Raw genomic sequence first — 20,398 nt, 5'->3', positions numbered from 1 at the left:
GAAGTGAAACGCGGTAGCGCCGATGGTAGTGTGGCATTCGCCATGCGAGAGTAGGACACTGCCAGGCACCCAACACGAGAAACCCCGCTCATCTGAGCGGGGTTTTTTATTATCTAAAATCAGCGATTTATGGCCATAAACCGCTGATTTTTCTGTTTTATGCCTGCCCTTGACTGGCGCAGGGCAGCTCCATGTTGACCACCCCATCTTCCAGCTGGATATCGATCTTGAAACCAAGCCGTTTGGCCAGGTTGATCATGCCGCGGTTGCTGGGCATGGTCATGCCCGACAGCTGGCCAATGCCGCGTTCTCTGGCATAGCGTACTATCTTCTCCATCATCAGCTTGCCAAGCCCCAGCCCTTTCAGGTCGGAGCGCACCAGGATGGCAAACTCTGCATCAGACAGGTCCGGGTTGGAAATGGCGCGTACTACCCCCAGGATCTGCTGGTCAAACGGACCCTCCTGCCCCACGGCGACAAACGCCATTTCCCGGTCGTAATCGATCTGGGTCATGCGGGCCAGCTCTTCATGTCCCAGCTCCCCCACGTCGGCGAAGAAGCGCTTGTACCTGTCTTCGTCCGATACCTTGAGTACAAACTGCTTGTGAGCCGGTTCATCCTCCGGTCGGATCGGGCGCAACAGCACATGGCTCTGATCCTTGAGCCAGGCCCCCTCTTCCAGTTCGGTGGGATAGGGGCGGATAGCCAGTCTGCAGCGGCCTTCTGCAGCAGATTGCAGAGTCAGGCTGGCATCCAGCACCACCATTTCGGCGCCGCAGGCCTGCAGTGGGTGCAGATCCAGTTGCTGGATCTCGGGGAAGGCGAGCAGCAACTCCGACAATTGGCACAACACCTGGCCGAGGGCATCGATATCGAGTTGCTCCGGACTGGCCTGCTCGCGGATCTTGCGGCTCTTGAGCGCTCCAATGATCTGGTAGCGCGCCAGCGCCTGGTTCAGCGGCGGCAGGGCCGCCATCATCTCCTGCGGCTCGGCTCCTGACTCGCCGAGCAGGATGACGGGGCCGAATACGGGGTCTTGTTGCAGCCGGATCCGCAGCTCCAGCCCTCCACTACGCCGCGCCATACGCTGCACCAGCAGGCCTTCGATACGGGCGCCGGGATCGTGCTGCCTGACCCGATCCAGAATGGCGTCCGCAGCCTGGGCGACTTCGGCCGAGGTCCGCAGGTTGAGCATGACGCCGTGTACCGCCGACTTGTGAAGGATGTCCGGCGAGCGCAGCTTAACCGCAACGGGATAGCCGATCTGCTCCGCGGTCAGGGTTGCCTCGATGGCATCGGAGACGATCCAGGTCGGCAGGGTGGAGAGCCCAGCGGCCTGCAGAATGGGGTGTGCCAGATGGGTGTCGAGGGTGAGCTGTTTGCGTTCCAGCGCCTGTCGGATCAACTGCTGGCACAGCTCGAGGTTGAGCCTGTCACCCTGCAGCGAGGCGGGGGTCTCCATCAGCTGCTTCTGGTTGCGCCGGTATTCCACCATGTGCATAAAGGCGGCGACCGCGCTCTCCGGGGTGCGGTAGGTGGGGAAGCCTGCCTCGCTGAACAGACGACGCCCCTCCTGGGCCGAATATTCCCCCGCCCAGTTGGTCAGGATATTGAAGCGTCTGGCTCTGGGGTGCTGTTTGACGTAGTCGATCAGGCTGCGCGCCAAGGCGGCGCCACGGGCGGTGAGTGAAGGGGCATGGATGAGCAGGATGGCGTCAGCCTCATCCCCTTGCAGCAGGTCGTCGAGTGCCTGCTGATAGTCATTGATGTCGGCGTCGCTGCCGATGTCACGGGGCGGCATCGCCAGCTTGCCGCCCCGCTCCAGCAGCTTGTCGATCGCCATGTTGGCCAAGCCACGGCCATTGGAGATGATGGCGAGCCGCTCCCCCTTGAGGGTCAAGGAGTGACTCAGGGTCTCGACAGCGGCAAACAGTTCGTGGGTATCCCGTACCCGCAGCATACCAGCCCGACGGATAGCGGCGTCATAGACGTTGTCGAGCCCGTTGTCCGGCTCATGGCGGCCGCTCTTGAGCACCAGGATGGGTTTGTTGCGGGAGGCGGCGCGGGCGGCCGAGAGAAAATGGCGGGCGTCTTGCAGCTTGTCCATGTAGAGCAGGATGGCGCGGGTCACGCTGTCGCGAGAGAGCTGATCCAGCAGCTGGCCGAAGTTGATGTCGCAGTGATCGCCAAGGGAGATGAAGGCCGAGAAGCCGAGCTCATGCTGCTTGGCCCAATCCAGGATGGTGGTGCTGACGGCGGCCGACTGGGAGAGAAAGGCAACCTGACCGGGCTTGGCTGCAATCGGCGAGAAGCTGGCATTGATGCCTTGACCAGGCAACAACATCCCCATGCTGTTGGGGCCGAGCAGGCGGATGCCGTATTGCCGGCTGAGCTGCTGCAGCTGCTCCCGCTCCGGCGCAGTGAAGTCTGCCGCCAGTATGATGGCGGCGCCCGTTCCCCGCTTGCCAAGCGCTTCGATGAGGGTCAGTACCCGTTCCCGCCGGGTACAGACGATGGCGAGATCCGGGGCCAGCGGCAGGCTGTCGATATCGGCATAGGCCAGCACACCGGCAATGGCCTTGCTGTGCGGGCTGACAGGCAGGATGGGGCCCTTGAACTGGCCGGCGAGCAGGTGTCTTATCACCACGTGACCCGCCTTCTGCGGGTCGGTCGAGGCACCGATGACGGCGATTGACTGGGGTTTGAAGAGCCGATCCAGGCCGCTTGGTTTCATGGGCACTCCCGTGGGTGGCGGATGGTGCCAGTGTAATACGCTTTCAGCGCCGGTTCTGTGACCGGTTGCGGATCACTGCCTGGTCAGGGCACTGGCTCGCAGGTAAAACTTCAGCTCACCCTGGATCTGGCGTACCGCTGCCAGGTGGCGCTCCTGCAGATAGATATCCTGCTCCTGATCAAGCTGTGTTTGTGGTACTCCCAGGCTCTGCAGGTACTCATCGAACAGCAGCGAGCTGTTGATTTCGATCAGATGGGGCATCATGGCGCGGCTCCTTGTTCCATCCAGGCTGAACATCCAGGCTGAACATCCAGTCTAGTCTGTGTGCTGCTTTTCAGGCTGACCATTGTCAGATTTGACACGAAGTGGCTCACACATCTGTGGCGCAATGAGTCAAGAGGGCCAGGCCTGAGGTTATAGTGAATGGATGGTGGGGGGAGGTGCGCGATGAGCAGGATCTGGTTGTGTTGCGTCATGCTGTTTGCCGGCAGCGTGCCGGCGACAGAGGTATCCATCAGGGCCTGGAACCTGCTGCTGGACCATCCCAATCCTGCTGTGGCCGGTCTGCTGCGACTCTCGCTCGATCTGACCGTGCCCGAATACGGCCCCTATCGGCTGATTGCCAGCCCGCCGATGGAGCAGGGACGGGCGGTCAAGGAGTTGCAAAGCGGCGAGCTGGTGCAGATCGGGGTGTTTGCCCCCGACGAGGAGCGCGAACGTACCCTGCTGGCCATTCATGTTCCGCTGGCAAAAGGGTTGCTGGGCTGGCGGGTATGCCTCATCCGGCAGGGGGATGAGGGGCGGTTCGCCAACATACGATCGCTGGCCGACTGGCAGCAGGCCGGGCTTCGCATCGGCCAGCACAGATCCTGGCCTGATACCCGTCTGCTCAAGGAGAACGGCCTCAACGTGGTGGTGGGCAGCCTCTACGATGCCCTGTTCAACATGCTGCGCAAGCAGCGCTTCGACTGCTTCCTGCGCTCGGTCATCGAGATCGAGGAGGAGCTCAAGCAACACCCTGAGCTGGCCATCGAGCCGCACCTGGTGTTTCGCTATCCGCTGGCGCTGCTGTTTTTCGTCTCCCCCAAGTACCCGGAACTGGCCAAGCGCATCGAGCTGGGCCTGCAGCGAGCCCGTCAGTCCGGTGACTATGAGCGGGTTTTCGAGGCTGGCTTTGGCAGCACCATCCGGCGGCTGCAGCTTGATCGGCGGGTGATGCTGGAGCTGAGTAATCCCGATCTGCCGGCCGGCAGCCGCGCCATGATGCAGGATCCCTCGCTCATCTATGCTCCGGCGCTGCCCGCCGTGTCAGCGCAGTGAGCCCTGGCCTCGTGCCGTATCCCAGAAGGCACGGATCAGCGGCTCTTCCAGCCGCTTCTTGAGCACGGCGATGCCGACATCGAACGGCTTGAGCGCCGGCTTGGGCTCGACGATGCGCACCTTTTCACCCATGGGGCTGTGGTCGATCACTGCCGCCGGCACCAGCCCCACCCCGAAGCCGAGCGCCACCATGGCGACAATCCCCTCGTTGCCCGCCACCTCCGCATAGATGTTGGGGGCGATCCCCTTGTTGCGCAGCCACTGATCGCAGCGTTTGCGGGCCAGCCCCTGCTCCGAGAGGATCAGCGGCAGCCGCTCCCAGTCTGGCTCTCCCTGGGAGAACCACTGGCTCTGCTGCGGTGCGGTGCGAGGGGCGATGAACACCAGCGGCACCTGCTGCAGGCTGGCAAACTCCAACTTGGCGGAGAGGGCATCGGGGCGGGCGGCGATGGCCAGATCGGCCTCGTCGGCCAGGATCTTGTCCACCGCCAGCGCCGGGTCGCCGGTCTCCAGCTTGATCTCCAGCTGGGGATAGCGGCGACGAAAGCGCTCCAGCACCTCGGGTAGCAGGAAGTAGCTGGCGGTGACCGAGCAGAACACCCGTAGCCGACCCTGCAGCGGCTCATCGCTGCGTTTGAGCTCCTGCTTGAGCTGGCGCCACTCCTGCAGCAGGGCGCCGCCAAACTCGCGCAGCTTTTCGCCCGCCGGGGTGAGTCGCACCGAGCGGTTGTCCCGCTCGAACAGCACGCAGCCGGTCTCCTGCTCCAGCCGCTGGATGGCGCGGCTGAGGGTGGAGGGGCTGACCGCCATGGCATCGGCGCTCTTGCCGAAGTGGAGGGAGTCGGCGAGGTGGAGAAACAGCTCGAGATTGCGAAGGTCCATCTTTTCAACTCCTGGTGCGGCATCTCTGGCCGAGAGCCTGGGCGGCTGGCATCTGCCATCTGGCGCTAGATCCTGACGGCGATGATGAAGGGTTAACGTTTCAATTATTGCAACGTACTGTTTCGAATATATCAGTTCAGGCAATAAGTGTCCCGCGCTATAGTGGTTTCGACAACGCCGCCATCCGGCATGGAATCAATCGAACGGAGCAATCACCATGGCTAACTATTTCAACACCTTGAACCTGCGTCAGCAGTTGGCCCAGCTGGGCAAGTGTCGTTTCATGCAGCGCGAAGAGTTCGCGGACGGCTGCAACGTGCTGAAGGGCAAGAAGGTGGTGATTGTGGGCTGTGGTGCCCAGGGTCTGAACCAGGGCCTGAACATGCGTGACTCCGGGCTGGATATCTCCTACGCCCTGCGCAAGGCCGCCATCACCGAGAAGCGCGCCTCCTGGCAGAAGGCCACCGACAACGGCTTCGCGGTCGGCACCTATGAAGATCTGATCCCGACCGCCGATCTGGTGCTGAACCTGACCCCGGACAAGCAGCACTCCGACGTCGTCAAAACCGTGATGCCGCTGATGAAGCAGGGCGCCGCCCTGGGTTACTCCCACGGCTTCAACGTGGTGGAAGAGGGTCAGCAGATCCGCTCCGACATCACGGTCGTGATGGTGGCGCCGAAGTGCCCGGGCACCGAAGTGCGTGAAGAGTACAAGCGCGGCTTCGGCGTCCCGACCCTGATCGCCGTTCACCCGGAGAACGATCCCAAGGGCGAAGGCATGGCCATCGCCAAGGCGTGGGCCTCTGCCACTGGCGGCGACCGTGCCGGCGTGCTGGAGTCCTCCTTCGTGGCGGAAGTGAAATCCGACCTGATGGGCGAGCAGACCATCCTCTGCGGCATGCTGCAGGCCGGTTCCCTGCTCTGCTACGACAAGCTGGTTGCCGAAGGGACCGACAAGGCCTATGCCGGCAAGCTGATCCAGTTTGGTTGGGAGACCATCACCGAAGCCCTGAAGCAGGGCGGCATCAGCCTGATGATGGACCGTCTGTCCAACCCGGCCAAGCTGCGCGCCTTCGAGCTCTCCGAGCAGCTCAAGACCCTGATGCGCCCGCTGTTCGAGAAGCACATGGACGACATCATCGCCGGTGAGTTCTCCCGCGGCATGATGGCCGACTGGGCCGAAGACGATGCCAAGCTGTTCGGCTGGCGCGAAGAGACCGGCAAGTCCGCCTTCGAAAACGCGCCGGCGTTTGCAGGCAAGATTGCCGAGCAGGAGTACTTCGACAATGGCGTGGTGATGGTGGCCATGGTCAAGGCGGGTGTCGAGCTGGCGTTCGAGACCATGGTGGCCTCCGGCATCTATGAGGAGTCTGCCTACTACGAATCCCTGCACGAGCTGCCGCTGATCGCCAACACCGTTGCCCGCAAGCGTCTGTACGAGATGAACGTGGTCATCTCCGACACCGCCGAGTACGGCAACTACCTGTTCGCCAACGCCGCCGTGCCCTTGCTGCGCGAGCACTTCATGCCGACCCTGAAAGCGGGCGACCTGGGTGCCAGCAAGGCGGAAGGGCAGAGCGTCGACAACCTGGCGCTGCTGGCGGCCAACGAAGCGACCCGCAACCACCCCATCGAAGCGATCGGTCAGGTACTGCGCGGTTACATGAAGGACATGAAGCGCATCGCCGTCGGCGGTTAAGCCGGCATAAGGCAGGATGATAAAGGGGCGGGGATGACGATCCCCGTCGCCGGTCGGGCTGGACACCCGACCGGCCAGCCAGAAAACCCGGCCACAAAAAAGCCCCGCTCATCGAGCGGGGCTTTTGCATTCAGAAAGGCCGGCTAAATCAGGCTTTCCACGCTTTCCAGGTGTTGATCAGACCGTTGGTGGAGCAGTCGTGGCTGGTGACAGCCGCATCGGTGTTGAGCTCCGGCAGGATCTTGTTGGCCAGCTGTTTGCCCAGCTCCACGCCCCACTGGTCGAAGCTGAAGATGTTCCAGATTGCGCCCTGTACGAAGATCTTGTGCTCGTACATGGCAATCAAAGAGCCAAGCGTTTTCGGGGTCAGGCTCTTGAACAGGATGGAGTTGGTCGGGCGGTTGCCTTCGAACACCTTGAACGGCACCAGATCCTTGACCTGCTCCAGGGTTTTGCCAGCCGCCAGGAACTCGGCTTCGACTTGTTCCTTGCTCTTGCCGAAGGCCAGCGCCTCGGTCTGGGCGAAGAAGTTGGCCAGCAGTTTCGGGTGGTGGTCGCCGATCGGGTTGTGGCTGATGGCCGGCGCCAGGAAGTCACAGGGGATCAGCTTGGTGCCCTGATGGATCAGCTGGTAGAAGGCGTGCTGGCCGTTGGTGCCCGGCTCACCCCAGATGATGGGGCCGGTCTGGTAGTCAACCGGCTTGCCATTGCGATCCACGTACTTGCCGTTGGATTCCATATTGCCCTGCTGGAAGTAGGCAGGGAAGCGGTGCATGTACTGGTCGTACGGCAGAATGGCTTCGGACTCGGCACCGTAGAAGTTGTTGTACCACAGGCCGATCAGCGCCAGCAGCACCGGCACGTTCTGCTCATAGGAGGCAGTGGCGAAGTGCATGTCCATCTCGAAGGCGCCTTGCAGCAGGGCTTCGAAGTTCTCGAAACCGACAGACAGGGCGATGGGCATGCCGATGGCTGACCAGGAGGAGTAGCGACCGCCAACCCAGTCCCAGAACTCGAACATGTTGTTGGTGTCGATGCCGAACTCGGCCACGGCCTTGCCGTTGGTGGAGAGCGCAGCGAAGTGCTTGGCAACGTGGGCCTTGTCACCGGCGATCTTGATGAACCAGTCGCGGGCGGTCAGGGCGTTGGTCATGGTCTCCTGAGTGGTGAAGGTCTTGGAGGCCACCAGGAACAGGGTGGTTTCCGGATCGATCTTCTTCAGGGTCTCGGCGATATGGGTACCATCGACGTTGGAGACGAAGTGCATCTGCAGGTGGTTTTTGTAGGGGCGCAGTGCCTCGGTGATCATCACCGGGCCGAGATCGGAGCCACCGATACCGATGTTGACCACGTGCTGGATCGCCTTGCCGGTGTAGCCTTTCCACTCACCTGAGATGATCTTCTCGCAGAAGCCTTTCATCTTGGCCAGCACGGCGTTCACTTCCGGCATCACATCCTTGCCGTCGCTCTCGATGGGGCGGTCGGAGCGGTTGCGCAGGGCTACGTGCAGCACCGAACGGCCTTCGGTCATGTTGATCTTGTCGCCGTTGAACATAGCGTCGATCGCGCTGCGAAGATCGGTCTCTTTGGCCAGATCAACCAGCAACTTGAGGGTTTCTTCGGTGATCAGGTTCTTCGAGTAATCGACCAGGATGTCGCCGCCGAAGGTGAGGGAGAATTTGTCGAAACGCTGGGGATCCTGGGCAAACAGATCCTTGAGCCGGGTCTCTTTGTTCGCTGCAAAGTGGGTTTCCAGTACCTGCCAGGCCTGGGTCTGGGTTGGATTGATGTTTTTCATAGGATTATCAGTCTTCCAAGTTGTGTATGAACCTTGCAGGCAAGGCTCCCGCCAAACCTTATTATTCGAGCATTATACCGGGCCAGCTGCGCCGCCCGTGTAACAGAGCTTTACCAATTGTCTGCCATCGACCGAGTTTACAACCAAAACGCTGCGATTATGAGTCACTGATGGCAGCCGGATCTTGCGTTTGCGCATACTTGGTCGGGCTTGCCGCCGTTGAAAGGGCTTTCAGGGCGAGAGCCTGCTGCGAGTGGGGTGGCAGTTTGGCCTGGCAGCCAAAAGAGTATTCGACAGACGCCTTTTTGCTCATTTCATGCGCAGGCGCAAGTTGTTGGTACTGGAGGCTGGCTAGCATATGAGCGAATGGACGAGATCTCCCAGGGATGGCCACTATCTGGAATGAGGAGATCGCTATGAAAGCTGTGTTGTCCCTGTTTGCTCTGAGCCTGATCGCCACCGGCCTCATCGGCCTGCTGACCATGGTACTGACCAGTGCGGCGCCGACCTTGCCGTTACGGGTGCTGGCGGTGATCGGTGCCGTGCTGGGTGGTTATGTGCTGGTGCAACCGCTGCTCAACCGGGTGGCTCGTCGGCTGGTGTGAGTCGACGCCCCCAGCATGTTGAAAACAAAGTCCGGCCCAGGGTGGCCGGATTTTTTATGCCCGTCAGGGGGCAGGAAACGACAATGCCAGCCCGGAGGCTGGCATTGTGTCATTCAGGAAAAGGCTCAGACCTGCGGCTTTTGCATGTGCATGACCATCTGCGGGAAGGGGATCTCGATGCCTTCCGCATCGAAGGTGAGCTTCACCTTCTCGTGGAAGTCGAACCAGACTCCCCAGTAGTCGCCGGTCTTGACCCAGGGGCGTACCACTATGTTGACCGAGGAGTCGGCCAGCGCGGCGACGGCGATGGTGGCGGCCGGTTCCTTGAGGATGCGCGGCTCTTCGCTGACCAGCCGCTCCAGGATCTGCTTGGCCTTGCGCAGATCCGAGCCATAGCCGATGCCGAAGGTCATGTCGACCCGGCGGGTATCCATGCGCGAGTAGTTGACGATGGTGCCGTTGAGGATGGCGGAGTTGGGCACTACCACCATCTTGTTGTCACCGGAGGTGAGGGTGGTGGTGAACAGCTGAACGGATTGCACCACGCCATTGGTGCCTGCCACCTCGATGAACTCACCTGCCTTGATGGGGCGGAAGATGATGAGCAGGAAGCCGGCGGCGAAGTTGGAGAGCGAGCCCTGCAGCGCCAGACCGATGGCCAGACCGGCGGCACCGATAATGGCGACGAAGGAGGCGGTCTGCACCCCGACCCGGCCCAGCGCGGCGATCACCACGAATACCAGGATGGCGTACTTGAGGATGCTGCCGACGAAGTGGGTGACAGTGGTGTCCAGCTTGCGGGCCTGCATCACCTTGACCACGGCGCTGCTGATGAGGTTGGCGGCGATATAGCCGACCAGCAGGGTGATCAGGGCGGCCGCGATGTTGACGGCGTACTCGATCAGCAGGCCCTGGTTGTTGACCAGCCAGGTCTGCGCTTCGGTGATGATTTCGGGTTCCATAGGGTGTCCTGTCAGGCGATAAAAGGTTTATGACACATGAATCTAACACTGGAATGCGACAATCCGGGTCGCATCTGGTGCTCATCGTCTCTTTTGTGCCACAAAAAACAAGGGAGGCCAAGGCCTCCCTCTTTACTGCAACCCGTCTGGAGTGGCGTGGCCGCTACTGATTGCAAATTGAGCTTGTCAGCTCTGCAGCAGCTGGCTGCGGATAAACTGCCACTGATCTTCAAAGCCGGCGGTGGGCTTGATTTTGAACTCGGAGCGGACGAACTGGCTGATGCGTCCCTCGGTGTAGGCCAGCAGCAGGTTGGCCAACATGGTCTCGTCGAGCTGGAAGCCCTGGCCTTCGCGCAGCCGCTTCTCCCGCAGCGCCTGCTTGAGCTGGGTCTCCAGCTTGTCGAACAGGATGCTGATGCGATCCCGCAGCCGGTCGTGCTCTCCCAGCAGGGCGTCGCCGTTGAGGATGCGGGTGATGCCGGGGTTGCGCTCGGCGAACACCAGCAGCAGCTGCAGTATGTGGTGGCAGCGGGCCATGGTGTCCTTCTCCTCGGCCATGATCAGGTTGACCCGTGACAGCAGGGAATCCTCGATAAAGTCGATCAGCCCCTCGAACATCCGCGCCTTGCTCGGGAAGTGTCGATAGAGGGCGGCCTCGGAGACGCCCACCTCGGCCGCCAGCCGGGCGGTGGTGATGCGCTGGCCCGGGCTGGTTTCCAGCATGTGGGCGAGTGCCTGCAGGATCTGATCGCGCCGACTCTGTTTCTGATTACTGCTTGCCATGGATTCCCCTAAAAAAACAATGGCCTGATTCTGTTATTAGGCACCGCCGCACGGGCAGGTGTGGTCTGTTATTGGCGACCAGAAGAACCAAAACCGCCTTCACCCCGTTCGCTCTGATTGAACTCATCGACCAGTTGGAAGCTGGCCTGAACGACCGGCATGATCACCAGCTGGGCGATGCGCTCGCCGGGCTGCATGGTGAAGCTGTCATTGCCACGGTTCCACACCGAGACCATCAGCTGGCCCTGGTAGTCGGAATCGATGAGGCCGACCAGGTTGCCCAGCACGATGCCGTGCTTATGGCCGAGGCCGGAGCGGGGCAGGATGGTGGCACACAGGCCCGGATCCTGAATGTGGATGGCCAGTCCGGTCGGTACCAGGGTGGTATCACCCGGGGCCAGGGTCAGCGGCGCATCCAGCAGGGCGCGCAGATCCATGCCGGCGGAGCCCGGTGTGGCATAGGCGGGCAGCGGGTACTCGGTGCCGATGCGGGCATCCAGAATCTTCAGTTCAATTTGTGTTGTCATAAATCGTTTTTAATGGAGTGGAGGTGGTCGATTGACTGGCTCAGTGCCGGTAGCGGTCTGCAATCAGGGCGATGAGATGACGAGCCAGCGTCAGCTTATCGGCCAGGGGCAGGGGTGCTTGACCCCCTTGCCAGAACACGGTCAGGGCGTTGTCATCGGCGTTGAAGCCCTGGCCCGCACGAGATACGTCGTTGGCGGCGATCAGGTCCAGCCGCTTACGCTGCAGTTTGTCGAGGGCGTATTGTTCCACATCCACGGTTTCTGCGGCAAATCCGACGGTGAAGGGCTTGTCTGACAAAGCTCCCACGGCGGCGATGATGTCGGGGTTTTTGACCAGGGTCAGTTGCATCTGGTCGTTGTCACCGGTCTTCTTGATCTTCTGGTTGGCCACCTGCGCGGGGCGGTAGTCGGCGACGGCGGCGCAGCCGATGAAGAGGTCGCACTGGCCGACCCGGCTCATCACCGCCTGATGCATCTGCTCGGCGCTCTCCACATCGACACGGGTGACGCCCGCCGGGGGGGCCAGTGCCACCGGGCCGCTCACCAGCGTCACCTCGGCGCCCGCTTCACGGGCGGCGCGGGCGATGGCGTAGCCCATCTTGCCGGAGCTGTGGTTGCTGATGTAGCGCACCGGATCCAGCGCCTCGCGGGTCGGTCCTGCGGTGAGCAGCAGCCTGACCCCGGCCAGCAGCGGCTCGGCGGCGAGCTGCTGGCAGCAGCGTTCAACCAGTTCGAGGGGATCCAGCATCCGGCCCGGGCCCACGTCACCGCACGCCTGGCTGCCGGAATCAGGCCCCCACAGCAGGATGCCGCGGCTGGCCAGGGTCTTGAGGTTGGCCTGGGTGGCGGCGTTGAGGTACATCTGCTGGTTCATGGCAGGCGCCAGCGCCACCGGTGCCGGCGTGGCCAGGCAGAGGGTGGTGAGCAGCTCGTCAGCCATGCCGGCGGCCATGCGGGCCATCAGATTGGCGCTGGCCGGGGCGATCAGCACCAGATCGGCCCACTTGGCCAGCTCGATGTGACCCATGCCCGCCTCGGCGGCGGGATCCAGCAGACTGTCGGCCACCGGGTGGCCGGAGACGGCCTGCAGGGTCAGCGGGGTGATGAACTCCTTGGCGGAACGGGTCATTACCACCCGTACCTCGGCCCCCTGATCTTTCAGGCGGCGTACCAGTTCGGCACTCTTGTAGGCGGCGATCCCGCCGCTGACACCCAACAGGATGCGTTTATCGGCCAATCTCATCTGCTGCTTCTCTTCCGGCTCACTCTGACTGGTCGGCTAAGATACCACAGGCAGCGGACGACGACAGAGGCTGACATGGGGGAGTTGTGGTCGGGCTCCCGCGATTTTTTGCTATGTTTTCTCTCAATAGGTATGAGGGAGAGACAAATGAGCATCAAGGAGTGGCCGGAAGATGAACGCCCGCGCGAGAAGCTGTTGCGTCAGGGGCCTGGCGGCTTGTCCGACGCCGAGCTGCTGGCGATCTTCCTGCGTACCGGGGTCAGCGGCCTGAGTGCGGTCGATCTCTCCCGCCATCTGTTGCAGCAATTTGGTTCGCTGCGGGCGCTGCTTGGTGCCGAACAGCGGGCTTTTTGCGCGGCGCACGGTCTCGGGCCGGCCAAATATGCCCAGCTGCAGGCCGTGCTGGAGATGGGCAAGCGCCATCTGGCCGAGCAGTTGCAAAGGGGCGATCCGCTCACCTCGCCCCAGTTGACCCGGGACTATCTGCAGGCCCAGCTGCGGGATCGACCGCGGGAGGTGTTTGCCCTGCTGCTGCTCGACAACCAGCACCGAGTGATTCAATTCGTTGAACTTTTTTACGGCACCCTCGACTCGGCGAGCGTCTGGCCCAGAGAAATCGTGCAGATCGCACTCAAACATAATGCAGCCGCCGTGATTCTGGCGCATAATCACCCGTCCGGCGTCGCCGAGCCCAGTCGGGCCGACCGCCAGATCACGGATCGGATCACGGCCGCCTTGGCCCTGATCGATATCAGAGTGCTGGATCACTTGGTGATCGGTGACGGCATCACGGTTTCTTTCGCCGAGCGCGGTTGGTTATGACTGTGCTCTGGCGCCGTATTAGTTGATCTTTGATCACGGATGCTGTATAAAATGCCGCCTTCTGTTTGCCCCGCAATCGAAGGCCAGCGGGGCAGATATTTGCTCGAGCAATGAAGTAAGATTTGGAGAGACTGACATGTCTAGAGTATGCCAAGTAACCGGCAAGCGCCCGGCAGTTGGTAACAACCGTTCGCACGCTAACAACGCTACCAAGCGTCGTTTCCTGCCGAACCTGCACACTCACCGTTTTTGGGTTGAGAGTGAAAAACGCTTCGTAAGCCTGCGCGTATCCGCAAAAGGCATGCGTATCATCGACAAGCGTGGCGTTGAAGTGGTTCTGGCTGAACTGCGCGCCAGCGGTGTTAAGGTATAAGGAATTAGATCATGGCTAAAGGTATTCGCGAGAAAATTCGCCTGAACTCCAGCGCCGGTACTGGTCACTTCTATACCACTACCAAGAACAAGCGCACCATGCCCGAAAAAATGGAGATCAAGAAGTTTGATCCCGTTGTTCGTCAGCATGTGATCTACAAGGAAGGCAAAATCAAGTAATTGCTTGATGCTGCATTCCCAAAAACCCGGCCTAGTGCCGGGTTTTTTTATGGCCGAAATTCAGTACACTGCCGGTTTTAAGGGAGGCTTGCCATGTTCAAACTGAGCCGCAAAGGCTGGAACAACGTGATCATCGTGGTGGTGCTGATTGTGATCACCCTGTTGCACCGGCTGGAGCTGGCCCAGCAGGAGAACAGCGCCAAGCGGGCGCGTCCGCTGCTGCCGGAGAGCGCCGTGGTACTCACCTGGCAGGGTCCGAGCTGGCAGATCGAACGGATCGGGCAGGGCTGGCGCAGCGGGCCGGATCTGGGGCTCAGCAGTGCCCAGCTGGCGGCACACATCGAGGCCTGGCAGGGCTGGTTGCTGCCGCCTGGCGAATCCGTGCGCGGCAACCCGGTTACCCTCAAGATCTGGGTCGCCGGCCAGAGCGATCCCATCGAGGTGGGCCTGTATCAGGACAGCGGCAAGTTTGCCGCCCTGCTGCTGCCCTCGACCTGGCTCAGCCTGAGCCAGGAGCAATACCGCAGCCTGCTGCGTCCCGCTCCCTAACCCCTTTTCAGCGTCAGCACGAGGATCCCATGCCTGAATTACCGGAAGTCGAAGTCAGCCGTCAGGGTATCTCGCCCTGGCTTACCGGCATCAAGGTCACCCGAGTGGTGGTGCGGGACGGCCGTCTGCGCTGGCCGGTGCCGGGGGAAATCCAGGAGCTGGTGGATCTCACCATCCACCGGGTCAGCCGCCGCGCCAAGTACCTGCTGCTGGAGACCGACTTCGGCACCGCCATCCTCCATCTGGGCATGTCGGGCAGCCTGCGGGTGCTGGACATCGGCACCCCGGCCGAGAAGCACGATCACGTGGACATCGAGCTGGCCAACGGCAAGCTGCTGCGGCTCAACGATCCGCGCCGCTTCGGCGCCCTGCTGTGGACCCGCGAGCCGGCCGAGGCGCACGCGCTGCTGGCCAAGCTGGGGCCGGAGCCGCTCACCGACGCGTTCAATGCCGATTACCTGCGTGAGCGTGCCAAGGGGCGCAGCACCGCCATCAAGACCTTCCTGATGGACAACCAGGTGGTGGTCGGGGTGGGCAACATCTACGCCAACGAGGCGCTCTACGCCGCCGGCATTCACCCCAAACGGGCGGCGGGCAACATCAGCGCCGAGCGCTTGGGCACCCTGGTGGCCGAGATCAAGCAGGTGCTGGCCGAAGCCATCCGGCAGGGCGGTACCACCCTCAAGGATTTCACCAGCGCAGACGGCAAACCGGGCTATTTCGTGCAGCAGTTGCAGGTGTACGGGCGGGGCGGCCAGCCCTGCTTCCACTGCCACACCCTGCTCAGTGAAATCCGGCTGGGGCAGCGTACCACCGTGTTCTGTTCCCACTGCCAGCGCTGAATCGCGGTTTTTTTGGCCTGAAATGGCCAAGTTGTAAGAGAGTATTTCCAGTCTGTTGAAGATTTGCTCGCCTGTCACTACTATCTCGACCGTTCAGGCGGTTTGAGAAAATAAAATGACAGCTAAATCAATAGACTGGGACCATTTGTCCCGGCAGGGGCACTATTGTGCCCAAAAAATGGCGCGCTTCCTCTATCCCGATGACAGCGCCCGCAAAACCTTCAATCGCGCCAAGTTCGTGCTGCGCAGCCTGCTCTATCGGCAGCAGCTGAGCCGGGTGTTCGAGCTGTTTCAGGCCGAACCGCTCAAGGCCCTGCCTGCCCACTATCCCGAGCTGCTCGACAAGCCGATGCGGCCCTATCGCTTTGCCGGCTCCACCGCGACCGAGCGGGCCGAGATGCTGGAAAACCACTACCGGCTGATGCTGGCTCGCTACCCGGATCTGATCGACCCGCTCTATCTGGGGGATGGCATCGAGCTCGGCCGTTATCCCGAGAGCGGCTGCCGCATCGTGCTGCGCCACGACGGCACCTTCCGCCGCGAGGCGGAGCTGGCCCTCTCCATCGTCGACCCGCAGGGCAAGCGGCTCTACAGCTGTGCCTTCTCGCTGGCCGGCACCCCCAACCGGCTGGCTGTGGTGATCGGTTCGGTACAGGGGCCTGAGCCCTGCATCGAGCAGGCGCAGGACAAGGTGCGTGCGCTGACCAAGGAGGGCCACGGTCTGCGGCCCAAGTCGCTGGTGGTGATGCTGGTGATGGAGCTGGCCGAGGCGATGCAGGCCGAGCATATCTCGGCGGTGCGGATGAAGGCCCACATCTATCAGGCCCGGCGTTACAGCAAGAAGAAGAAAGCCTGTCTGCAGGCGGACTATGACGAGCTGTGGCAGGAGTTTGGCGCCATCGATCTGGACAGCAACTTCGTGCGGCTGCAGCCCGCTCAGCGCAAGCCGCTGGAGGAGATCGCCTCCAAGAAGCGGGCCATGTACCGGCGCCGTTACGAGTGGCTCGATCAGCTGACCCTGGCGAGTCAGCAACTGCTGGGCCCGCGTCTGGCGGGCTGAGCCGCACAGGCCCCCAGCAGCAAACAGGCTACCCTCGGGTAGCCTGTTTCGTTGTTACTTGGTCTGTTTGGCCTTGATGGCGGCGGCCACCGCGGGGTCGACGAACTGGCGGATGTCGCCGCCGTGCAGGGCCACCTCCTTCACCAGGGTGGAGGAGATGAAAGAGTTCTCCTCGGCCGGGGTGAGGAACACGCTCTCCAGTTCCGGCATCAGGCGGCGGTTCATGTTGGCCAGCTGGAATTCGTACTCGAAGTCGGAGACGGCGCGCAGACCGCGGATCAGCACGTTGGCCTGCTGCTCCCTGGCGAAATCCACCAGCAGGCCGGAGAAGCCGACCACCTTGACGTTGGGCAGATGGGCGGTCACCTGGCGAGCCAGCTGCACCCGCTCGTCCAGATCGAACAGCGGCCGCTTGCTCGGGCTGTTGGCCACCCCGACCACCACTTCATCAAACAGTTTGGCGGCCCGGCCGATGAGGTCGGTGTGGCCGTTGGTGACGGGATCGAAGGTGCCGGGATAGATTACCTTGTTGGTCATGCTGCTGATTCCTGCAACCGGGAAATTTGGTCGCATTATAGGGTCTGTTGGGGGATTGGCGCGACCGCCTTGGGGCGAGTTTTGGCGCCCCGATGCCGGCTTTGCCGATCCAAATCGGGGTCACCGGGTCTCTTCGCTTGAGAATAGCGATACATCAGGCAAGAATACCCGCACCGCGCATCAAGCCTCCTTGCATTGGTGACAGGGAGCAAAGGGATTTTTTATGAAACGTATTCTGGTAGTCCGCAATGACAAGATTGGTGACTTCATGCTGGCCTGGCCGAGCTTTGCCATGCTCAAGCGCTCCATGGAGTGTCATGTGACTGCCCTGGTTCCTGCCTACACGGCGCCGTTGGCCCGCCTCTGCCCCTGGATTGACGAGATCATCCTGGATCCGGGCTCACGGGCCGACAAGGAACAGCAACGCGCCTTGCAGGCGCGCATCAAGGCCGCCGCCTTCGATGCTTCCATCTGCCTCTTCTCCAACTCCCGCAACGCCATGCTGGTGTGGAAGGCGCACATTCCCTACCGGTTGGCGCCGGCCACCAAGCTGGCCCAGGTGCTCTACAACCAGCGCCTGATCCAGCGCCGCTCCCGCTCCCAGAAGCCGGAGTACGAATACAACCTGGATCTGGTGCGCCGTTTCCTTGCCGACCAGCAGGTGAGCGCGGTGGAGCCGCAGGGCCCCTACCTCAGCTTCGATGCCGAGAGCTTGCAACAGGTGCGCGAGCAGGTCGCCGCCCGCCTGCGGCTCGATGCCGGTCGCCCCTGGCTGATGGTGCATGCCGGCAGTGGCGGCTCGGCCAACAACCTCTCCATCGAGCAGTACGCCCGCCTCATCATCAAGCTCAACCAGGCCTGTCCCGAGTTGCAGTGCATCCTGACCGCGGGGCCGGGGGAGGAGAAGATCGCCGAACAGCTGGCGGCCGAGCTGCTGGCCCACGGCGGCAATGGCTGGATCTACCGCTCCGACGAGGGGCTGCCCAAGTTCTGCCAGGTGATGGCCAACGCCGCCCTGTTCGTGGCGGGCAGCACCGGGCCGCTGCACATCGCCGCGGCGCTGGATGTGCCCACCATCGGCTTCTTCCCGGCCCACCGTTCGGCGACGCCGCTGCGCTGGCGTCCGCTCAACAGCGAAGGGCGCCATCTGGCGTTCAGCCCGCCGGAAGACAGCGATCACCCGGAAGACATGAGCCAGCTCGATCCCAAGACCATGGCGGCGGCGATCGCCCGCTGGGCGCCGCCGTTCTGGCGCACTGAACACTGATACCAGATGATGTAAATGCAGACAGGGCCCTTGAAGGGCCCTGTCTCGTATGAGGGGAAGTGCTGCGGCTTACTTGTCCGCCTGATCCGGTGCCTGCGGCTGCTGGCGGATCCAGAGGTCGGCGTATTTGACGAAGGTGGAGTGGGCCGACAGGATGGCCAGCAAGAGCCCCTGCTTGCCATCGAGGAAGCCGGCCTTGAGCAGGTACATCTTGAGGAAGCAGCCCAGCGCGTGCACCAGCCCCTGGCCGAGGGAGCCCTTCTTGCCGCGGGCGGTGCGCTGATCGGCCCAGGCGCGGGCATAGCCGGCCGATTTGACCAGGTAGTGCTCCAGATCCCGATAGGTGAAGTGGAGCAGGTCGCCGTGCAGGTTGACGATCTTCATGTTGGCGCGCACTTCCACCTTCTCGTGCACCAGCACCTCGTTGTAGCTGGTGAGCGCCTTGGGATAGAGGCGCAGCACCCGGTCCGGATACCAGCCGCTGTGGCGGATGAAGCGGCCGAATACCCAGGAGAGGCGCGGGATCGAGTAGATGGTGTCGCTGGCCGGGTTGGCCATGACGGCGGCGATGGCTGCTTTCAGCTCGGGGGTGAGCCGCTCGTCCGCATCCAGCCACAGTACCCAGTCGGATTGCACGTGGGACTGGGCGAGGCGGCGCTGGCGGCCGAAGCCCGGCCACACCGGGTTGACGAAGAAGCGGGCGCCGAATTCGGCGGCGATGGCCGGGGTTTCGTCCTGGCTGCCGGAGTCCATGATGACGATCTCGTCGACCAGCCCATCGAGGGAGGCGAGGCAGGGGCGCAGGTTTTCGGCTTCATTCTTGACGATAAGGACAGCCGCCAGAGTCGGTTTGTTCACGGATTAAAGGCTCTTGTTGGCGCCCGGCTGGCGGGCCATGCTCAAATTGGCGCCCATTCTAGCCTAAAACGGCAGGCGGGGCATGGTTCCGGCTGCCGGGGCTGCGTCAGTTTCAAATGGGATGCTTTTTGGCATGAGAGCGGGTGGTGCGGGGATCTTCTGTTATTTCTCGGGCCATTCTTGGGGCATAATCTCGGCCAGCAACGATTAACCGCAGGGCTTGGCCCAAGAGACGCGCGAGATGAAGATATTGGTGATCGGCCCCTCCTGGGTCGGCGACATGGTGATGTCCCAGAGCCTCTACAAGGCGATCAAGGCCAATCACCCCGACAGCGAGCTGCACGTGATGGCGCCCGCCTGGTGTGGTGCCCTGCTGGAGCGGATGCCGGAGGTGGACAAAGCCATCCCGATGCCGCTTGGCCACGGCGACTTCAAGCTGGGGGCCCGCCGCCGGCTCGGCAAGCAGCTGGCGGCCGAGAAGTACGATCAGGCCATCATCCAGCCCAACTCCATGAAGTCGGCGCTGATCCCCTGGTTTGCCCGCATCCCGGTGCGCACCGGCTGGAAGGGGGAGCACCGCTTCGGCCTGCTCAACGACATGCGCAGCAACAAGTCCGCCTTTCCGCTGATGGTGGAGGCCTACCTGGCGCTGGCCTATCCCAAGGCACAGATGAAGAGCCGGGCCGACATCCCGACCATTCCCCAGCCGGCCCTCAACGTCGATCTCATCAACCAGGAGAAGGCGCTGGAGCGGCTCGGACTGGATCGCGCCCGCCCGGTGCTGGTGCTCTGCCCGGGGGCCGAGTTCGGCCCGGCCAAGCGCTGGCCGGAGGGCCACTACGCCGTGGTGGCGCAAAAACACCTCGACGAGGGTTGGCAGGTGTGGATCTTCGGCTCCGCCAAGGACGCGGCGGTGGCCAACACCATCCGCGATCGGATCAACCCGCTGTCGCGCCCCAACTGCCACGTGCTGGCGGGCAAGACCAATCTGTACGAAGCGATCGACCTGATGGCGCTGGCCGGGCGGGTGATCGCCAACGACTCCGGCCTGATGCACGTCGCCGCCGCCCTTAACCGGCCGCTGATCGGGGTCTATGGCTCCACCTCGCCGCTCTACACCCCGCCGCTGGCGGACCGGGTCGAGATCGTCCACACCGACATCGAGTGCCGCCCCTGCTTCAAGCGCACCTGCAAGTTCGGCCACCTCAAGTGCCTGATCGAGCTGATGCCGGAGCAGGTCATCGAGGCTGGCCGCCGGCTGGAGTGCAGCGAGACGCCGGCCCCGCCGCTGGCGCTGCCGCCTGGCGAACCGCCCCGTTTCGTCGCCGAGCCGGGCAAGCGCGGGGAGCCGCACTAGC

The 20,398-nt window shown here is 62.5% G+C and carries 21 protein-coding genes; 11 read left to right on the top strand and 10 right to left on the bottom strand.

The window, feature by feature from the left end; genetic code table 11:
- Positions 1–157 precede the first annotated feature (157 nt).
- Together ACB032_RS21860 and ACB032_RS21855 are read right to left on the bottom strand one after the other, a co-directional pair.
- A complete protein-coding gene (locus ACB032_RS21860; RefSeq protein WP_371138754.1) occupies positions 158–2,734 on the bottom strand; it encodes a GNAT family N-acetyltransferase in 2,577 nt (858 codons plus the stop codon).
- A 72-nt stretch (positions 2,735–2,806) separates the two neighbouring features.
- Positions 2,807–2,998: a hypothetical protein gene (locus tag ACB032_RS21855; RefSeq protein WP_011704172.1), complete on the bottom strand. Its 192-nt coding sequence runs from the start codon at positions 2,996–2,998 to the stop codon at positions 2,807–2,809.
- Between the two features lie 183 nt (positions 2,999–3,181).
- Between ACB032_RS21855 and ACB032_RS21850 the strand changes: the two genes are divergently transcribed.
- Positions 3,182–4,054 (top strand): substrate-binding periplasmic protein, encoded by an 873-nt coding sequence (locus ACB032_RS21850; protein ID WP_371138753.1) that lies wholly within the window; start codon positions 3,182–3,184, stop codon positions 4,052–4,054.
- On the opposite strand, the gene ilvY is transcribed toward ACB032_RS21850, so the two are convergent.
- Complete coding sequence (gene ilvY, locus ACB032_RS21845) at positions 4,043–4,936, bottom strand: HTH-type transcriptional activator IlvY (RefSeq protein ID WP_017411123.1); 894 nt, start codon at positions 4,934–4,936, stop codon at positions 4,043–4,045. The genes ACB032_RS21850 and ilvY overlap by 12 nt on opposite strands.
- A gap of 217 nt (positions 4,937–5,153) precedes the next feature.
- On the opposite strand from ilvY, the gene ilvC reads away from it, so the two are divergent.
- Complete coding sequence (gene ilvC / locus ACB032_RS21840; RefSeq protein WP_371138752.1) at positions 5,154–6,635, top strand: ketol-acid reductoisomerase; 1,482 nt, start codon at positions 5,154–5,156, stop codon at positions 6,633–6,635.
- A 148-nt stretch (positions 6,636–6,783) separates the two neighbouring features.
- Here ilvC and pgi read toward each other — a convergent pair whose 3' ends face one another.
- Positions 6,784–8,433: a glucose-6-phosphate isomerase gene (gene pgi, locus ACB032_RS21835; protein WP_371138751.1), complete on the bottom strand. Its 1,650-nt coding sequence runs from the start codon at positions 8,431–8,433 to the stop codon at positions 6,784–6,786.
- 416 nt (positions 8,434–8,849) lie between these two features.
- Between pgi and ACB032_RS21830 the strand changes: the two genes are divergently transcribed.
- Positions 8,850–9,038 carry a holin gene (locus ACB032_RS21830; RefSeq protein ID WP_005323764.1) on the top strand — a complete coding sequence of 63 codons (189 nt, stop codon included), beginning with the start codon at positions 8,850–8,852 and terminating at the stop codon, positions 9,036–9,038.
- Between the two features lie 125 nt (positions 9,039–9,163).
- Here the strand turns inward: ACB032_RS21830 and ACB032_RS21825 are convergent, their stop codons facing one another.
- The 4 genes from ACB032_RS21825 to coaBC form a co-directional block, all read right to left on the bottom strand.
- Positions 9,164–10,000 (bottom strand): mechanosensitive ion channel domain-containing protein, encoded by an 837-nt coding sequence (locus ACB032_RS21825; protein WP_168756232.1) that lies wholly within the window; start codon positions 9,998–10,000, stop codon positions 9,164–9,166.
- A gap of 186 nt (positions 10,001–10,186) precedes the next feature.
- Complete coding sequence (gene slmA / locus ACB032_RS21820) at positions 10,187–10,783, bottom strand: nucleoid occlusion factor SlmA (protein ID WP_371138750.1); 597 nt, start codon at positions 10,781–10,783, stop codon at positions 10,187–10,189.
- Between the two features lie 68 nt (positions 10,784–10,851).
- Entirely contained in the window at positions 10,852–11,310 is a 459-nt protein-coding gene (dut, locus tag ACB032_RS21815; RefSeq protein WP_016349004.1) for a dUTP diphosphatase, read from the bottom strand.
- A 40-nt stretch (positions 11,311–11,350) separates the two neighbouring features.
- Positions 11,351–12,553, bottom strand: a complete 1,203-nt coding sequence (coaBC, locus tag ACB032_RS21810) for a bifunctional phosphopantothenoylcysteine decarboxylase/phosphopantothenate--cysteine ligase CoaBC (protein WP_371138749.1) — start codon at positions 12,551–12,553, stop codon at positions 11,351–11,353.
- Between the two features lie 147 nt (positions 12,554–12,700).
- On the opposite strand from coaBC, the gene radC reads away from it, so the two are divergent.
- The 6 genes from radC (at position 12,701) to ACB032_RS21780 (ending at position 16,378) form a co-directional block, all read left to right on the top strand.
- Entirely contained in the window at positions 12,701–13,375 is a 675-nt protein-coding gene (radC, locus tag ACB032_RS21805) for a DNA repair protein RadC (RefSeq protein WP_011704181.1), read from the top strand.
- A 136-nt stretch (positions 13,376–13,511) separates the two neighbouring features.
- Positions 13,512–13,748 carry a 50S ribosomal protein L28 gene (gene rpmB, locus ACB032_RS21800; protein WP_005307492.1) on the top strand — a complete coding sequence of 79 codons (237 nt, stop codon included), beginning with the start codon at positions 13,512–13,514 and terminating at the stop codon, positions 13,746–13,748.
- An 11-nt stretch (positions 13,749–13,759) separates the two neighbouring features.
- Positions 13,760–13,927, top strand: a complete 168-nt coding sequence (gene rpmG / locus ACB032_RS21795) for a 50S ribosomal protein L33 (protein ID WP_005307500.1) — start codon at positions 13,760–13,762, stop codon at positions 13,925–13,927.
- 93 nt (positions 13,928–14,020) lie between these two features.
- Entirely contained in the window at positions 14,021–14,476 is a 456-nt protein-coding gene (locus ACB032_RS21790) for a hypothetical protein (RefSeq protein WP_371138748.1), read from the top strand.
- A gap of 29 nt (positions 14,477–14,505) precedes the next feature.
- On the top strand, positions 14,506–15,318 hold the full coding sequence (gene mutM, locus ACB032_RS21785; RefSeq protein ID WP_371138747.1) for a bifunctional DNA-formamidopyrimidine glycosylase/DNA-(apurinic or apyrimidinic site) lyase: 813 nt from the start codon (positions 14,506–14,508) through the stop codon (positions 15,316–15,318).
- Positions 15,319–15,496: 178 nt separating this feature from the next.
- A complete protein-coding gene (locus ACB032_RS21780; RefSeq protein WP_011704184.1) occupies positions 15,497–16,378 on the top strand; it encodes a VirK/YbjX family protein in 882 nt (293 codons plus the stop codon).
- Positions 16,379–16,432: 54 nt separating this feature from the next.
- On the opposite strand, the gene coaD is transcribed toward ACB032_RS21780, so the two are convergent.
- Positions 16,433–16,915, bottom strand: coding sequence for a pantetheine-phosphate adenylyltransferase (coaD, locus tag ACB032_RS21775; RefSeq protein ID WP_011704185.1), 483 nt, complete (start codon positions 16,913–16,915; stop codon positions 16,433–16,435).
- Positions 16,916–17,138: 223 nt separating this feature from the next.
- Between coaD and ACB032_RS21770 the strand changes: the two genes are divergently transcribed.
- The gene (locus ACB032_RS21770; RefSeq protein ID WP_039214867.1) at positions 17,139–18,182 is read left to right on the top strand and encodes a glycosyltransferase family 9 protein; all 1,044 of its coding nucleotides are present in this window, start codon (positions 17,139–17,141) and stop codon (positions 18,180–18,182) included.
- A gap of 69 nt (positions 18,183–18,251) precedes the next feature.
- Here ACB032_RS21770 and ACB032_RS21765 read toward each other — a convergent pair whose 3' ends face one another.
- On the bottom strand, positions 18,252–19,040 hold the full coding sequence (locus ACB032_RS21765; RefSeq protein WP_042067291.1) for a glycosyltransferase family 2 protein: 789 nt from the start codon (positions 19,038–19,040) through the stop codon (positions 18,252–18,254).
- 241 nt (positions 19,041–19,281) lie between these two features.
- Here ACB032_RS21765 and waaF point away from each other — a divergent pair, with 241 nt between their 5' ends.
- Positions 19,282–20,397 (top strand): lipopolysaccharide heptosyltransferase II, encoded by a 1,116-nt coding sequence (waaF, locus tag ACB032_RS21760; RefSeq protein ID WP_016349010.1) that lies wholly within the window; start codon positions 19,282–19,284, stop codon positions 20,395–20,397.
- Position 20,398 lies beyond the last annotated feature (1 nt).

Origin of the sequence: Aeromonas sp. S5(2024) (genome assembly GCF_041403025.1) — a bacterium.
In the GTDB taxonomy this organism is placed as follows: domain Bacteria; phylum Pseudomonadota; class Gammaproteobacteria; order Enterobacterales; family Aeromonadaceae; genus Aeromonas; species Aeromonas hydrophila.
The sequence above is the reverse complement of the archived record's forward strand: the minus strand, read 5'-3'. Positions and strand labels throughout refer to the sequence as shown.

What these genes read in the sequence shown, in the direction of transcription:
- ACB032_RS21860 (WP_371138754.1), bottom strand. Translation starts at nt 2,734, where the DNA reads ATGAAACCAAGCGGCCTGGATCGGCTCTTCAAACCCCAGTCAATCGCC.
- ACB032_RS21855 (WP_011704172.1), bottom strand. Translation starts at nt 2,998, where the DNA reads ATGATGCCCCATCTGATCGAAATCAACAGCTCGCTGCTGTTCGATGAG.
- ACB032_RS21850 (WP_371138753.1), top strand. Translation starts at nt 3,182, where the DNA reads ATGAGCAGGATCTGGTTGTGTTGCGTCATGCTGTTTGCCGGCAGCGTG.
- ilvY (WP_017411123.1), bottom strand. Translation starts at nt 4,936, where the DNA reads ATGGACCTTCGCAATCTCGAGCTGTTTCTCCACCTCGCCGACTCCCTC.
- ilvC (WP_371138752.1), top strand. Translation starts at nt 5,154, where the DNA reads ATGGCTAACTATTTCAACACCTTGAACCTGCGTCAGCAGTTGGCCCAG.
- pgi (WP_371138751.1), bottom strand. Translation starts at nt 8,433, where the DNA reads ATGAAAAACATCAATCCAACCCAGACCCAGGCCTGGCAGGTACTGGAA.
- ACB032_RS21830 (WP_005323764.1), top strand. Translation starts at nt 8,850, where the DNA reads ATGAAAGCTGTGTTGTCCCTGTTTGCTCTGAGCCTGATCGCCACCGGC.
- ACB032_RS21825 (WP_168756232.1), bottom strand. Translation starts at nt 10,000, where the DNA reads ATGGAACCCGAAATCATCACCGAAGCGCAGACCTGGCTGGTCAACAAC.
- slmA (WP_371138750.1), bottom strand. Translation starts at nt 10,783, where the DNA reads ATGGCAAGCAGTAATCAGAAACAGAGTCGGCGCGATCAGATCCTGCAG.
- dut (WP_016349004.1), bottom strand. Translation starts at nt 11,310, where the DNA reads ATGACAACACAAATTGAACTGAAGATTCTGGATGCCCGCATCGGCACC.
- coaBC (WP_371138749.1), bottom strand. Translation starts at nt 12,553, where the DNA reads ATGAGATTGGCCGATAAACGCATCCTGTTGGGTGTCAGCGGCGGGATC.
- radC (WP_011704181.1), top strand. Translation starts at nt 12,701, where the DNA reads ATGAGCATCAAGGAGTGGCCGGAAGATGAACGCCCGCGCGAGAAGCTG.
- rpmB (WP_005307492.1), top strand. Translation starts at nt 13,512, where the DNA reads ATGTCTAGAGTATGCCAAGTAACCGGCAAGCGCCCGGCAGTTGGTAAC.
- rpmG (WP_005307500.1), top strand. Translation starts at nt 13,760, where the DNA reads ATGGCTAAAGGTATTCGCGAGAAAATTCGCCTGAACTCCAGCGCCGGT.
- ACB032_RS21790 (WP_371138748.1), top strand. Translation starts at nt 14,021, where the DNA reads ATGTTCAAACTGAGCCGCAAAGGCTGGAACAACGTGATCATCGTGGTG.
- mutM (WP_371138747.1), top strand. Translation starts at nt 14,506, where the DNA reads ATGCCTGAATTACCGGAAGTCGAAGTCAGCCGTCAGGGTATCTCGCCC.
- ACB032_RS21780 (WP_011704184.1), top strand. Translation starts at nt 15,497, where the DNA reads ATGGCGCGCTTCCTCTATCCCGATGACAGCGCCCGCAAAACCTTCAAT.
- coaD (WP_011704185.1), bottom strand. Translation starts at nt 16,915, where the DNA reads ATGACCAACAAGGTAATCTATCCCGGCACCTTCGATCCCGTCACCAAC.
- ACB032_RS21770 (WP_039214867.1), top strand. Translation starts at nt 17,139, where the DNA reads ATGAAACGTATTCTGGTAGTCCGCAATGACAAGATTGGTGACTTCATG.
- waaF (WP_016349010.1), top strand. Translation starts at nt 19,282, where the DNA reads ATGAAGATATTGGTGATCGGCCCCTCCTGGGTCGGCGACATGGTGATG.